This window comes from Kistimonas ophiarachnellae (assembly GCF_057552235.1).
In genome coordinates this window covers 110,950-126,312 of the sequence record NZ_BAAJPA010000001.1, presented here as the reverse complement: position 1 = coordinate 126,312, position 15,363 = coordinate 110,950, and the positions used below count along the sequence as shown (strand labels likewise).

Below are 15,363 nucleotides of genomic sequence, written 5' to 3'. Positions count from 1 at the left end.
CAACCATGCCTACAATGGCGGTATTACTTTTTCCTGCCTGTCATATAGTGCCGGTCCTGTGTATCAAGCACGAATAATTCTGCATCAGGATATTGGCGCATGACTTCATTTAGTGATTTTTCCGGGTATTCCTCCAGCTCACCGTCAGGACCAACGATGCTGCTTACCTTTTCATTGAGATCACAAACAACAATCTTGCAGTTTTCGTTGGCAGCCATCAGGCGAATATCAAGTTGTTCTGCGTAATTGCCCTGCTGCTTTAACAAATCAATTTGTTCTTCAAATAAAAAGGCAATTTCCGGATCAAAGTGAAGCTTGCCATTGCCTTCCAGGCATTTTTTCCCCTCTTGATGGGACCGGTTTCTTAACGCCATTATGTTGGAGTGACCACGTAGCTTTGTCATACCATCATAAAAACAATCGCCATCCCGAACAGTTTGAACAAAATCACGATTGTACTTCTGTAATATTGCTGTCGCTTTCTGCTCTTGCCTGGCAATATTTTCCTGGTAAACAGCGTCTGCATTTTTGCTTAAAGCAATCGCGAGGGATATGTCCGGGTCATCTTCTTTAGCAGTAGAAATGTCTGGTTCCAAACTACGACGTATGGCCTCTTCGGTATTCTTCTGATCTATGGCATTACGCCTTTCCTGATCCGTTACCTCAGTCTTCCTGCTGCGCTCTAATGCCTGCTGGAGTTGGTAATCAGGCGTTTCATCACCCGAGGGTATCCCCCCCACTATAGGAGCATGTGACAAATAGGATTCAGGACCCTCAGCATAACCATCATCATCTGTACGACGAGCATCGTACGGATGTTCACTTTCATCGACATTCAATAAGTCAGATGCATCACTAATATCACTGGCTGTTTCATAATCCGAATCAGCGGTATGATGTGTCGAAAGCGTTGCCTGATTACTTGTTTCCTGCCGAACTTTAATCGTTGGCAATGCCTCACTACCTTGTATGTTCCTCACAGAAGGAACAACTCTCGCATTAACATCAGCGACACGCCGCTCTTTTAAGTTTTTTTCTACTTTAGGTGTATTTAATTCTTCCTCCATGCTCTTTTTATAATCAGAGGCAAAGAAGAAGTATTTAACATGATTTACCAGGTAAGAAAAAAAACCTTTCACTTCAACCAGTTTATAAACACGTCTTCCATCTGGTGTATTTACCCTTTGCATATCCAGGGAACGCCACTTGCTTTTGTCACCTTGGCCATTCCATTTTTCCAGTACTTCAGCAGAAGACTTTAATACGCCAGATATATTTCTAAACATTATAATAAGCTCTCAAATCATTCCATTGAACAATCATTAATTGAAAAAACTATAACGATTAAGTACAGCCTAAAGCACCGCACTCTATCTAAGAATAAGACAAAAGTCGCTCTGTCAGAATACAAATGAAACAGAGAAAAACACCGGCCAATCAATAAGACTATTGAAAATGGCCGGTGTATTTACAAGACTTTATTCTTGCTCATTACTGACAGTCTGATCGCTCTCCTCGGACTCCCTGTGCGCTTTCACCCGGGCCATCACCTTACGAACAACCCACGGGAATGCTGCCAACAGAACAAAGGAGGCAATCAGGCCTGGTGTTAAAATACCGCTGACACTTAATTCTTCCACCTGCCCCAGCTGAGCACCGGCATTCACATACACCATGGTACCGGCCAACATGCCGACCTGGCTGACCCAGTAAAACGTCCAGGCCCTGATCGGTGTCAGCCCCATCACCAGGTTGATGATAAAGAACGGGATGGCGGGAATCAGACGCAGGGTAAACAGGTAAAATGCGCCGTCTTTCTCAATGCCGTCGTTGACGGTTGCCAGATAACTGCCGAATTTCTTCTGCACAGATTCCTGCAACAGCGCCCGGGAAAACAGGAAAGCTAACGTAGCGCCCATCGTACTGGCAAACGAGATAACCAGCAGCCCAATCCAGAACCCGAAGATCGCCCCCCCGATCAGGGTCATCAGTGCCGCACCGGGCAGGGAAAGCCCTGTCACCGCTACATAGGTCAGGAAGAAGATACCAACGGTTAACACCGGGTTCTCCTGGTACAGCTGCTGGAAAAAGTCCCGGCTCAGGTACTGCTGTAAATCAAATACATAAAAGACGCCAATGGCCGCAACAACCGCCAGTAACAACAGCACTCTTTTCTTGTTCATCATCCTAATCCTTGCAATGACCGGTACACTAACCGCCGTTACATTCCTCTACGAATCTCGTCCGACGATGGATTCACGCCAACATGCCTCTTTAATGCAGTATTGATGACACGCCAGATCCGCACAAGCGCGGTTATTCTGCCACAATACGTACAAAACCATTCAGCTTGTCCGGCAAACGCTTCATAATAGCGCAACCGTTCCGGGCATCCTGTGACGCATAAGGAAGTAAACCGTGAAACCTGTTCAGCGTGCTTTTCCCTCCACCCGACCCCGTCGTATGCGCTACGATGATTTTTCCCGTCGCCTTATGCGGGAAAACCGTCTCACGGTGGATGACCTGATCTACCCGGTGTTTGTCCTGGAAGGTCAGGGTCAACGTGACCACTGTACCCCCATGCCGGGAATTGAGCGTCTGAGCGTTGATGAACTGATCAAGGATGCGGAACGCTGGGTTGAGCTGGGTATTCCGGCAGTCGCCCTGTTTCCTGTCACGCCGGCCGGGAAGAAATCGCTGGATGCCCGGGAAGCCTGGAACCCTGACGGACTGGCCCAGCGCGCCGTCCACGCCTTGAAAGAACGGTTCCCGCAACTGGGCGTGATCACGGATGTCGCTCTCGACCCGTTCACCACTCACGGACAGGATGGCATTATTGACGACGACGGTTACGTCATGAACGATGAAACTGTTGACGCGCTGGTGAAACAGGCGCTGTCCCATGCAGCAGCCGGGGCCGACATTGTTGCCCCCTCCGATATGATGGATGGCCGTATCGGCGCCATTCGTGCCGCCCTGGAAAAGGACAGCCATACCAACACACGGATTCTGGCCTATTCCGCCAAGTATGCCTCCAGCTACTACGGGCCGTTCCGCCATGCGGTCGGTTCCGCGACCAACCTGGCCGGCGGCAACAAGTTCAATTACCAGATGGATCCCGCCAACAGTGATGAGGCCCTGCATGAAGTGGCTCTCGACCTGCAGGAAGGGGCGGACATGGTGATGATTAAACCGGGCATGCCTTACCTGGACATCGTGCACCGGGTCAAAACCGAGTTTAAGGTACCCACCTTCGTTTACCAGGTCAGCGGTGAGTACGCCATGCATATGGCGGCCGTACAGAATGGCTGGCTGGAAGAAGAGAAAGTCATGATGGAATCCCTGACCGCCTTTAAACGGGCCGGCGCCGACGCCATCCTGACGTATTTTGCCGTGAAAGCGGCGGAGCTGCTCTCAGGCAACGCCTGACGGTCGCTCACCGGGGGATTGTTATACTCTAAGGCTGGCTTACGACAACTGTCATCACGAGCCGGCCATGTACGCTGAAACACCTGACATCAGAACAAGCAGGGAGGACCCATGACAGAAACGGCCAGTTCCACTGAACAGGCGACTGCTGATATTCCGGCTCCTCCGGTCATCAGCGATCTGGACAACCCGGAATACTACATCAACCGGGAACTCAGCCATTTGCAGTTCAATATCCGGGTGCTTGAACAGGCACTCAATGAAGACTATCCCCTGCTGGAGCGTCTGCGTTTCCTGTTGATATTCTCCAGCAACATGGATGAATTCTTCGAGATCCGCGTCTCCGGCCTCAAGCAGCAGATAGAATTTGCACGGGAACAGGTCGGGCTGGATGGTATGCAGCCTGGCGAAGTCCTGAAAGAAATCAGTCGGCTGACCCATGAGCATGTCGCCCGCCAATACGCCATCCTGAATGACGTTATGCTGCCGGCCCTGGCTAATCAGGGTATTCGTTTTATTCGCCGTCATCAGTTGACGGAGAAACAGGCATCCTGGGTGAAAAACTTTTTCTTCCAGCAGGTCATGCCGATCATCAGTCCCATTGGTCTGGATCCCGCGCATCCCTTCCCACGGCTGGCCAACAAGATCCTGAACTTTATTGTTGAGCTGGAAGGGAAAGACGCCTTTGGTCGTGAAACCGGTATGGCGATCATCCCGGCGCCACGCTCTCTGCCCCGTATTGTCCAGCTGCCGGATCACCTGTGTGAAAAAGGCGGCGAGAATTATTTATTCCTGTCGTCGATTATCCACCAGCATGCGGAAGACCTCTTCCCGGGCATGACCATCAAGGGCTGCTACCAGTTCCGGATTACCCGCAACAGCGACCTGAGCCTGGATGATGAGGTAGACGACCTGGCCTCGGCCCTTCAGGGCGAGTTGCTGGCCCGTCGTTATGGCGATGCGGTACGCCTGGAAGTCGCGGATAACTGCCCTCGCCCCCTGGCAGATTTCCTCCTGCGGCAGTTTGCATTAACAGAGAATGAATTGTACGAAGTTAACGGCCCCGTTAACCTGACGCGCCTGATGGATGTCTGCAATTCACCCACCCATACTGACTTGCAGTTCCGGCCGTTTAGCCCGGGCTTCCCCAAGGGACTTCCCAAGAACAGTGATCGTCTGTTTGATACGATTGCGCAGGAAGATGTTTTACTGCTGCATCCATTCCAGACGTTTACTCCTGTGGTCGATCTGCTACGTCAGGCCGCCAAGGACCCACATGTTCTGGCCATCAAGCAGACTCTCTACCGAACCGGCGCCAATTCAGAGATGGTGGATGCCCTCGTGGAAGCGGCGCGACATGGTAAGGAAGTCACCGTTGTCGTGGAAATCCGCGCCCGCTTTGATGAAGAGGATAACCTGAAGCTTGCTCGCCGACTTCAGGAAGCAGGAGCCATCGTCGTCTATGGCGTGGTTGGCTATAAAACCCATACCAAGCTAATGCTGATTGTCCGCCGGGAAGGACGTCGGATTGTCCGTTATGCCCACCTGGGCACCGGTAACTACCATGCGGTCAATGCACGACTGTATACCGACTACAGCCTGATGACCTGCGATAAAGACCTGACCAACGACGTACACAAGGTCTTCCAGCAGCTGACCGGTATGGGCAAGGCGGTACGGGTTAAAAAACTCTTCCATGCGCCATTCACGCTAAAGAAGAACCTGATCGACCTGATTAACCGGGAAGCCGAAAATGCCCGGGAAGGACGACCTGCCCGCATCATTCTCAAGGCCAATGCATTGACCGAAGCCAATGTGATCAAAGCGCTCTACAAAGCCTCGCAGGTCGGCGTGAAGATTGACCTGGTGATTCGCGGGATCTGCAGCCTGCGCCCCGGTATCGAAGGGTTATCCGACAATATCCGGGTTCGCTCGATTGTCGGACGTTTCCTGGAACATACCCGTGTGTATTTCTTCCAGAATGACACCGAACCCAAGGTATTCTGCTCCAGCGCCGATTTGATGATCCGTAACCTGGATCACCGGGTGGAAGCCTGCTTCCCGATTGAGAACCCCAAGCTCGCTACCCGTGTCAAAAAGGAACTGGACCTGTACCTGACGGATAACACCGGTAGCTGGAAACTGCTATCAGATGGCAGTTATGAGCAGAGCCGACCAGTAAGGAATCAGAAATCCAGAAATGTCCAGCAGGCGTTACTGGAAACGCTGGCAAGCTGACTTGTAGCGCATCTAGATGACCTGCCTGATTGGCAGGTCATTTTCTCGTCATCAGGCGGCAGCAGGTGCCTGTCCCAGCTGCAGATCCGAAGGGTACACAATGGCAGCCTGACGTACCTTGAGATTCAGTCGACGCCCGAATTCAGAGAATGTCTGCCCCGGCTGTTTCGCCACATTCTCCACTGCACAATTAACCATCCCGTAACTGAGCGCAAGACGTCTGACTTCTTCTTTGGAAGCGGCAGATATTGTGCCATCAGACTCGATTTCCTGCTTAACCTTCTCAGTAGCATCAGCCAACCGTTGCTGTATGTCGCTCAGCTCATTCACCAATGGCATCAGTTTGGCCGTGCTATGCTTGCCTTCACGCCGCAGAGCAAGGCATTCATTCATGGATAAATCGGCCTGCTGATCCTTATTGCAAACACCCGCATTAAAGTAGCCATTACACTGTTTCGCTCTCTTTCTCTGATCCTTCATCCAGTCTGGCTTCACATCGGCGGAAGGTTCAACATAAGCGTGTTCATACTGTAAGCGTGCAGCAGCCAATTCCTGGTTAATCTGATTATTTTTGTTTTCAAAGGTATTGGCTACCAGCCTGAGGAAGAACCACCAGACAAGGCCAAGCCCCCCCAGGGCGACAGGATTTGGAAATGCATCCTTGAGCAAACTGGTAGCATTCAATCGAGCGCCAGCTATCAATGCCCTGCTGACACCGGCTTCATGAAGCCGGTAAGGAATACGGCGGACATAGTAAGCGAGATAAGCCTTAAAAGTCTCTAATGAGACTTTGGTACATTGTTTAACAACATCATCTCTTCTCTCCTGGTTTGTCTGATGCACCAAAGCCTTCATATTGATACCCGCTGCAGCCCTGAATGCTAATGCTGCAATACGTGTATTGGCTTTTTCGACACGCTCGGTATTACTCTCCCCGGATTGAGGATCAAGCGCAGCCATATCTTTGGCCAGTACTTCAAGCACCTTCTGCTTATCCATTTCGGATGCTCTCAGACGCTCATTAAGCAAACCCTCCTTCAAAGCAGGACTGAAAAGGAATGAGCGAATATTTCGTAAAGTGGATTGCGGATGTTCTCCGCCACGATTATCAATAAAGTTCATGCCTAACGATGCCGGGTCATCAGGCGTTGTGTCATCGTTTGTTTCCTGATCTGATTTTTTATCCGGATCAAAAAGCCCCAACTTGTCGAGATAGTCAATATCACGCTCAATATTATCTTCAATTCTTGAGCGATGTACGCTGAGCAACGCTAAAAACTCTGCTACATATTTACCACTCTTCCCTACACGTTCCTCTTCTCGTCTCAATTCAGCCATTGCCTTGGCATACTTTATGGCATCTTCTACAGAATCCTTAGCCTTGATTTTAAGCGTATTCGCTCTTTGCGCTGCACGATCACAGTCAAGCATCGAATTGAACATATTCGTAAAACCGATTTCTCCCGCCAGGAAAGCAAGATGTTTCAATTGTTTTTTCTCCAGGGCAATCCTTTTCGTTTCAAGTGCCTTTACTCTTTCATTTCGCTCTTCCTCTGCAAGGTCAGCTTGAGCGCCAAGTTTGTCTATTTCATTGTCCAGAGATTCTAATTCGATTTGAGTTTTTTCTGACTTGCGACGATGCCATGATTTTCTGATACCCAGAACGATCATATCCAGGGAAAACCAGAACACCAAAGTACCTATTGCGGCCAGAATATAAATAGGAGCCCCAATGATGCCGGTCAATGCAAGCCCTATCAGTGCCCCAATCAAAATATCAATCAGGTTAAACAACATGTTTCGCTTGTTTCTCATGAGCCATCGCCCGGCAGAGCGGCAGGACCTCGTGAAACGTTCACAAAACGAATCCTTCCGTTCTAATGCTGCTTGACAAAAATAGTCGAGGTCAGTCTCATCAAGCCCCCGTGTTATTACCTCTATCGCTTCGCTTGTATTGTCATAGGTTACACCGTCCGGCTCATCCGCTGGACCTCTGTCATGGCAATATCGGATATTATAACGGGTTATCGTTGTATCAATGGATAACTGTGGCATTAAGTTACCATGAGGCTCCGTATCTGATGGCGCAGTATGATAATGAGCGTTTTCATCCCCGGAAGAATTTTGATCATCATCTACACTGGATGCTTCTGAAGAATCGTCTGCATCACCATGAACCAATGGAACGAGCTCATAAAATTTCAGTTCATTTTTTATATTTATAATATCCATTGGTTTTAATGTTTTTTTACTATCCAGCCCACAAGCCGTCCACACGTCATTAATATATTTTTTCAGTTTCTCCAAACCTTTACTTTCGTAGAGAAAGTAATCCTTTTTAAACCCATCCTCTTCCAGCATTTTATTAACCAAAAACAGCTTCAGAAACTTTTTACTGAAAGATACTGGAAATCGACAGGTTTTATTCGTAAGCGAGTAATAAATTAATTTATCTGCATCCCATCCGCAGTATTTATCCAGTTTTTTAATGACGTCATGATCAACGATTTTCTTGCATCCCCGGATGATAAATTTATCGCCCTGACTTTCCAGCTCACAAACACCCGCTAGGGCAAACGCCGCGGCTATTTTCATATCAGACGGGATTACCTCACATTCGCGCTCATCAAGCGCAATGGCCTGCGCCCCTGGTTTACCGGCATTTGCATAAGCACGGTATATATTCAATGCGAGTTCTGGTTTCACTTCATTAATGGAGTCGACATGACGAAAACTCCATACAGGTGGGGAGTTCGGCGCATGAGAGTAATCGGCAAACGCTTTTTTGCCACTGAGGGAGGCAGGCAGGTTTTCAAAGGCGGATTCAGACCGTTTACGCCTCTCAGGAGCCATACTGGGTGTCGTAGCCATATCGGACCCTCCGTATGTCTAATACACTTCTGCCAAAAAAGGACGTGGCGTCATTCAAAAGAACGACTCAATCCCTACCTCAAGAAAATCGATTCCCTCTATAGTCTTTGAAAGTGGTGAGGCGTGAATAGTTCCCGTTTTTCAGGAAAAAAAGTCAAAAATAGCGATAACCTGATGATTAATATGACTGTACTTACCATTAAGTTATAAGAATCAGTGCGATGAATCACTAACAGCCCTGTCCAGCTTGCGAAAAGCAATTGCTTCAGCAATATGGCTCATTACCACAGTATTTTCCCCACCCAAATCGGCAATGGTTCTGGCAATTCTGACGATTCGATGGGTTGCCCGGGCCGATAATCCCAGCTGTTCAATCACTTTCATCAATTGCATTTCTGCCTCTTGCGTCAAGGGGGCGTAATTATCTAATGCCTTTGCCGTTAACTGACAATTCAGCATTCCCTGTCTTAACCACTGTCGTTCCCTGGCTTTTTGAACACGGGCCAGGACGATATCTGAAGATTCCTCCGGGACCGTCTTATCCAATAATTCCGTAGCCGCTAACCGCGATACCTCCAGATGCATGTCAATCCGGTCCAGCAGCGGACCGGATAACTTACGCCGATAGCGCTGAATCTGCTCAGGGCGACAGACACAGGCATGATGTTTATCACCAAGATAACCGCAGGGGCAGGGATTCATCGCCGCCAGCAACTGGAACCGTGCCGGGAACAATGTCTGCCGCGCCGCCCTGGAAATACAGATTTCCCCGGACTCCAGTGGCTGACGCAGCATCTCCAGCACCCGGCGTTCAAATTCAGGCAATTCATCCAGAAACAACACCCCATGGTGCGCCAGCGTAATCTCGCCCGGTTTAGGACAGGAACCCCCACCCACCAGGGCTACCGATGACGCGGAGTGATGGGGCGCCCTGAAAGGACGCCGGCGCGAATAAGGGCGGGAACCATAACCGGCCACAGAGTATATAGCGCTGACTTCAACGGCCTCCTGCTCGGCCAGCAGTGGCAGGATGCCCGGCATACAGCTGGCCATCAGCGTTTTTCCCGTGCCGGGCGGACCAAACATTAACAACCCGTGCCCCCCGGCAGCAGCAATCTCCAATGCCCGCCGGGCCTGCGGCTGCCCCCTTAACTCGGCCAGGTCACGGTACCCGGTTCTGCAATCCGCAGGTGGTATTTCTCTCTTTCTGACGGGCTCCAGGGGACTCGTTTCAGTAAAGTGCCCCGTCACAGAAAGCAGCGATCCTGCCGCAAATACCTCCGCCTCCTGGTAGTGAATAACCTCATCAGCATTGGCCTGCGGCACAATCATCTTTCTTCCCGCCTTATGACAGGCTATGACAGCCGGCAGCACAGCACTGACAAACCGAACCTCGCCAGATAATGCCAGTTCACCCAGGCATTCAAACTGTGAAAGCCCCTCTGCCGGTACCTGACCGGAGGCAACCAGAATCCCGAGAGCAATCGGCAAATCAAACCGCCCACCTTCTTTAGGTAAATCCGCTGGCGCCAGGTTGATCGTGATCCGTCGTGCCGGGAACTCAAAACCGGCATTGATGATCGCACTGCGTACCCTGTCCTTGCTCTCCCGCACCGCGGTTTCAGGGAGGCCGACAATATTGAGGCTGGGCAGGCCATTGGATAAGTGCACCTCTACCGTTACCGGAGGCGCATCAATACCGTGACGTCCACGGGTATGAATAATCGCTAGCGACATCCGTTATCCTGTTTACTTTGTTGAATTAGCGTCTGGCAGGCCTTCACCCTGAAGACCAGAGAGGCAGGAAGTATTGAACAGGATCAGGGAATTGCAATGTCACAGGGGAGAGGAAGGAGAAAAACCGTGGTTTTTCTCCGGAACAGCACTCAAGAATCAGATTCGGTAGGAAGCGCTGGAACATCTTTGGCAGAAGATACGGATTTTTCCAGTTCCGCCACCCGGTCTTCCAGTTCCTCCAGCATCTGCCGGGTGCGCTGCAATACTGCGACCTGAGCGTCGAACTCATCGCGGGTCAGCAGTTCCATCCGGGAAAAGGCACTGTGGAGAATGGCCTTGATGTTCTTTTCCAGATCATCCCGAACCGGTCCTTTTTCGCCAGCCAACAGGGTGTTCAGCTTACCGGCAATGGAAGTCACAAATGCGGCCTTGTCGATCATCTTGCAGATACACCCTCTATTTCATACGGGATAGCGTTGATTCCGGGGATAGTTTTAACCCCGTGAACAGTAAAATTCCAAATAATCGCAACAGGATATCCCCATACCCTGTTGCTCTCAGGCAGCCATCTCACTCAGCCACCGCATCCTTCTTAAGGAAAGGGAATGTATCGTCTGACGTATTCCTGCGCAAGCAGGACTGGCGCATTTTCATTGCAGCACTTTACGTGATCTCTGCAAGGCCAAGGCATATCAACCGATATTTTTTAAACATTCCTGTTGAAGACTGATCTTAGGCAATAACAGCGCCCTTTTTATTGTGAAGAATGCCTATCGCATCCTCATCGTCGAGTCATAAACGCTGCAATAAGGTTCTTTGATGTACGCTTACCCCTGCCTCACGATCAACCTCGATAGCATTCGGCACAATACCCGCGCCATGGTGGCACTCTGCCATCGTCATGGCGTTGAGCCCGCCGGTGTGACCAAACTGGCCTGCGCCAGCCCTGATATCGCCCGGGCGATGGTGGAAAGCGGTATCTCCCTGCTGGCGGATTCGCGCCTCATAAACCTGCAACGCCTTGAGGGCTTGCCGGTCAGGAAGATGCTTCTGCGACTCCCGGCGCTGAGTGAGGCAGAGGCGGTGGTGCAGTTTGCCCAGGTTTCCCTGAACTCGGAAGAAACCACGCTAAAGGCCCTGTCCAAAGCCGCCTGCCAGCTCGGCGTCACCCATGGCGTGATTGTGATGCATGATCTTGGCGACTTACGTGAAGGCTGCTTCTTTGAAGAAGAGACACTGCATCTGGCCCGAACAGTGACGGAATTGCCCGGACTGCAACTCGAAGGAATGGGTGCAAACCTGGCCTGTTATGGGGGTGTAGAACCCACAACCGACAACCAGACTGAACTGGCCGCAATTGCCAGCCGCGTTGAGAAAGCACTTGATGTTCAGTTAAATGTCATCAGCGGCGCCAGCTCCGCCGGCCTGTTCCTGATGCTGCGCGGCGGCCTGCCAAAGGCCGTCAATCAATTGCGACTGGGCGCTTCGCTGCTGATGGGCATCGGCCTCAATGATGACCCGGTACCCGGCACCTGCCAGTCTGCCTTCTCCCTTCAGTGTGAAATCATTGAGGTCAAACTGAAGCCCTCGGCACCGGTCAATTCCACCGCGCTGGACGCCTTCGGGAACAAGCCTGTTTTTGTAGACAGGGGGATTCGCCGACGCGCCATCTGCGCCATCGGCAAACAGGATATTGATATCAACCAGGTTACGCCCCGGGATCCGGGCATCCTGGTGATCGGGGGCAGCAGCGATCACCTGATTCTTGATATCACCGATGCCATCAACGTCCACAGCGTCGGTGACATTATCGAATTTGATGTTTCCTACAGCGGCGTTCTGCAGTGCATGACATCGGAGTATGTGGTCAAACGCTGTATTTCCGCCGACAACCTCCGCTGATCATCCATAGTGCGGGCAATGCGTCCGCACTATTTCTTCTGTCCCAATCCTGGAACGCCTTCAATCACGCTCAAAATCGGACTTTTCCGGAAAACGTGTCGCCAGAAACCGCTGCATCTGCTGCTGGTAAGGCGCATACTGCGCCTCGGGCATATCATCCGAGATATCGTTGATGCACAGGCACAGGGCATCATGGCGACCTTCCAGCAGCATCGCATACTGTTCAGCCGCCCCTGGTTCACAGTTTTCCATGTAACAATTCCGGTTTTGCCGATACTGCGCCCGCCCGAGATGATGCAGCCAGCGGAAGAACAGGTCATCAATGATGGGCGCATCCGCCCGACGGAACCGCCCCTGCATGGCATCCTGAAATAATGAAGGGAACTGTTTTTCCAACTGCATCATCCGGGAGCGCTGCATCGCCTTGGGGGCATGTTCCGGCATCGGGAAGGGATCGGTCACGCCAAATTCCCTCTGCATGAAGGTACGGCTGAAAACAACGCCGTTTCGATCAGAATGGCTGGTGTCCGATACGTGGTTTGCGTCGTCAACACGCTGTTCATTCACATAAAACAGGCTGCATTCACCGTCATAAAAGTCCCGCTCCTGCACCGGACGGAGAAAAAAGAAATCATCATTCAGGTAAAGGTAGCGTTCCCGAAGCCCGTGAATATGATGCAAACGGGCAATGATCCCCGTTGAAGAAAAAGTCGGCAGGTAATCCGCCGGAATGATGTCCCGATGATCAACCACTCGAATACGCGGGTGCTCCGTATGCAACCATGTCGGCGTCTGGCCCGCCGTTACGATATAAATCGTGCCCTCAAATGGCCAGTAGGCAGCCACAGAGCGCAATGAGTAGCGCAATTCTTCATTATCTTGCCAGCGGCAGTTCCGGTTCCCGATGTAATAACCCGCCTCATGGGCATAGCGGGCTTTCTCAGCCTGCCAGGCCGGGTCGGCACCATCCACCCACGTATACACCAGGTCTATTGCCGTATTGGACTGCACCACCATAGTGACCTGCTCCCCCGTTCCAGTCTCTGTGACAATCTCATTGCACCAGAAAGGTGCACCACGATAGTGCATAGCTCAATTTTTTCGCCCCAGAGCCTGCATCTGGCAGTGCACGATTTATGCGCATGATATGCAAAGCACCCTCTCTGTCTATCACAAAACCCCTGCAAAAACGGGATTTCGCAACAGTATTCAATAACTGGCACGATGAGTGCAATTAAGCCAGCAACCGCCCTGGACTGTGAGCCAACACGGGGCACACCGATTCACGACAGCGAGGAGCATCATGACAACAACAAAAACCGCATTCTGTCGTCTAACTAGTCACCGGCATACGGTTTCCACCGTCTGTCCGGCCATGATCCAGCGCGACAAGTACTTATAACCCGAAACCGAAAAGCGTAGACTTGTCCGGGTTCAGCCCCCCGGACACGCAAAGAATGAGAAGCTCAGGAGAAAATGCCATGAAACTGGTCTCAGCAGTCATCAAGCCGTTCAAGCTCGACGATGTACGTGAAGCTCTTTCCGAGATCGGCGTACAGGGTATCACCGTCACGGAAGTCAAGGGCTTCGGTCGCCAGAAGGGCCACACCGAACTCTACCGTGGCGCGGAATATGTCGTGGACTTCCTGCCCAAGGTCAAGATCGAAGTGGCCATTGGCGACGACATGCTTGACCAGGTTATCGAAGCCATCAGCAAGACCGCCAACACCGGCAAGATCGGCGACGGCAAGATTTTCGTCACCGCACTGGAACAGGCGATCCGTATCCGTACCGGCGAGACCGGCACCGACGCCATCTAATAACAACGATTAACGAATAAACGGCACGCCGGCATCCCGATGCCCGGCTCGCTAACGTAAACTGGGGGGTTTACTGTGGAAAATAATCTCTTTCACCTGCAATACGCCATAGACACGTTCTACTTCCTGGTCTGTGGCGCACTGGTCATGTGGATGGCCGCCGGTTTCTCCATGCTGGAAGCCGGCCTGGTCCGTTCCAAGAACACCACTGAAATTCTGACCAAGAACATCGCCCTGTTCGCCATTGCCTGCATCATGTACCTGGTCTGCGGTTACCAGATCATGTACGGCGGCGGCTTCCTGCTCGACGGCATCCTGGTCGGTGACGATCACGTGGCCAGCACGCTGAGCGATTTCGCCGGCCGTGAAGACGGCTTCGAGGGTGGTTCCATCTACTCCGGCGCGTCTGACTTCTTCTTCCAGGTGGTGTTCGTGGCAACGGCCATGTCCATCGTCTCCGGTGCTGTCGCCGAGCGGATGAAGCTGTGGAGTTTCCTGATCTTCGCCGTTGTCCTGACCGGCTTCATCTACCCGATGGAAGGTGCCTGGACCTGGGGCGGCAGCGATGTCTTCGGCCTCTACAACCTGGGCGACCTCGGTTTCTCTGACTTCGCCGGTTCCGGTATCGTCCACATGGCCGGTGCGGCTGCAGCCCTGGCTGGTGTTCTCCTGCTGGGTGCCCGTAAAGGCAAGTACGGCGCAAACGGTGAGATCAACGCTATCCCCGGCGCCAACCTGCCGCTGGCGACGCTCGGTACCTTCATCCTGTGGATGGGCTGGTTCGGCTTCAACGGTGGTTCTGTCCTGAAGCTGGGCGATATCGCCAACGCCAACGCGGTTGCCATGGTTTTCGTTAACACCAACGCCGCTGCCGCTGCCGGTGTTGTCGCTGCCCTGATCACTGCCCGCCTGCTGTTCGGCAAGGCTGACCTGACCATGTCCCTGAACGGCGCGCTGGCCGGTCTGGTGGCGATCACTGCCGAGCCTTCTACCCCGACCCCGGTTCAGGCCAGCCTGATCGGTGCCATCGGTGGTGTGCTGGTTGTCCTCTCCATCCTGGCGCTGGACAAGCTGAAGATCGACGATCCGGTCGGCGCCATCTCTGTCCACGGTACGGTCGGCCTGTTCGGTCTGCTGGTTGTGCCTGCCACCAACAGCGGCGCTACCCTGCTGGGTCAGCTGGCCGGTGCCGCCACCATCTTCGGTTGGGTGTTCGTTACCAGCCTGATCGTCTGGGGCGTGCTGAAGGTTGTCACCGGCATCCGCGTCAGCGAAGAGGAAGAGTACGAAGGTGTGGATCTGGCGGAGTGTGGTATGGAAGCCTACCCGGAATTCACTTCCAAGTAAGACTGCAATACCCAATCAA

General features: G+C 52.0%; 11 protein-coding genes. 5 read left to right on the top strand and 6 right to left on the bottom strand.

Annotation, left to right across the window (positions count from 1 at the left end):
* Positions 1-23: 23 nt before the first annotated feature.
* Positions 24-1,286, bottom strand: coding sequence for a hypothetical protein (locus tag AC27K1_RS00505; RefSeq protein ID WP_487147482.1), 1,263 nt, complete (start codon positions 1,284-1,286; stop codon positions 24-26).
* A gap of 192 nt (positions 1,287-1,478) precedes the next feature.
* The gene (locus tag AC27K1_RS00500) at positions 1,479-2,183 is read right to left on the bottom strand and encodes a TVP38/TMEM64 family protein (RefSeq protein ID WP_487147481.1); all 705 of its coding nucleotides are present in this window, start codon (positions 2,181-2,183) and stop codon (positions 1,479-1,481) included.
* 235 nt (positions 2,184-2,418) lie between these two features.
* Between AC27K1_RS00500 and hemB the strand changes: the two genes are divergently transcribed.
* Both hemB and ppk1 read left to right on the top strand, forming a co-directional pair.
* Complete coding sequence (hemB, locus tag AC27K1_RS00495; RefSeq protein ID WP_487147480.1) at positions 2,419-3,429, top strand: porphobilinogen synthase; 1,011 nt, start codon at positions 2,419-2,421, stop codon at positions 3,427-3,429.
* 111 nt (positions 3,430-3,540) lie between these two features.
* Entirely contained in the window at positions 3,541-5,667 is a 2,127-nt protein-coding gene (gene ppk1, locus AC27K1_RS00490; RefSeq protein ID WP_487147479.1) for a polyphosphate kinase 1, read from the top strand.
* A gap of 51 nt (positions 5,668-5,718) precedes the next feature.
* Here ppk1 and AC27K1_RS00485 read toward each other — a convergent pair whose 3' ends face one another.
* The 3 genes from AC27K1_RS00485 to AC27K1_RS00475 all read right to left on the bottom strand — a co-directional run bounded on the left by AC27K1_RS00485 (position 5,719) and on the right by AC27K1_RS00475 (position 10,715).
* Positions 5,719-8,538, bottom strand: coding sequence for a hypothetical protein (locus AC27K1_RS00485; RefSeq protein ID WP_487147477.1), 2,820 nt, complete (start codon positions 8,536-8,538; stop codon positions 5,719-5,721).
* A 213-nt stretch (positions 8,539-8,751) separates the two neighbouring features.
* Positions 8,752-10,275, bottom strand: coding sequence for a YifB family Mg chelatase-like AAA ATPase (locus AC27K1_RS00480; RefSeq protein ID WP_487147476.1), 1,524 nt, complete (start codon positions 10,273-10,275; stop codon positions 8,752-8,754).
* Positions 10,276-10,424: 149 nt separating this feature from the next.
* Positions 10,425-10,715, bottom strand: a complete 291-nt coding sequence (locus AC27K1_RS00475) for an accessory factor UbiK family protein (protein ID WP_487147474.1) — start codon at positions 10,713-10,715, stop codon at positions 10,425-10,427.
* 379 nt (positions 10,716-11,094) lie between these two features.
* Here AC27K1_RS00475 and AC27K1_RS00470 point away from each other — a divergent pair, with 379 nt between their 5' ends.
* On the top strand, positions 11,095-12,177 hold the full coding sequence (locus tag AC27K1_RS00470; protein WP_487147472.1) for an alanine/ornithine racemase family PLP-dependent enzyme: 1,083 nt from the start codon (positions 11,095-11,097) through the stop codon (positions 12,175-12,177).
* 60 nt (positions 12,178-12,237) lie between these two features.
* Here the strand turns inward: AC27K1_RS00470 and AC27K1_RS00465 are convergent, their stop codons facing one another.
* Entirely contained in the window at positions 12,238-13,266 is a 1,029-nt protein-coding gene (locus AC27K1_RS00465) for a Stealth CR1 domain-containing protein (RefSeq protein WP_487147470.1), read from the bottom strand.
* A 392-nt stretch (positions 13,267-13,658) separates the two neighbouring features.
* On the opposite strand from AC27K1_RS00465, the gene glnK reads away from it, so the two are divergent.
* Positions 13,659-13,997, top strand: a complete 339-nt coding sequence (gene glnK, locus AC27K1_RS00460) for a P-II family nitrogen regulator (protein ID WP_211829967.1) — start codon at positions 13,659-13,661, stop codon at positions 13,995-13,997.
* Between the two features lie 75 nt (positions 13,998-14,072).
* Positions 14,073-15,344, top strand: a complete 1,272-nt coding sequence (locus tag AC27K1_RS00455; protein WP_487147468.1) for an ammonium transporter — start codon at positions 14,073-14,075, stop codon at positions 15,342-15,344.
* Positions 15,345-15,363: the final 19 nt, after the last annotated feature.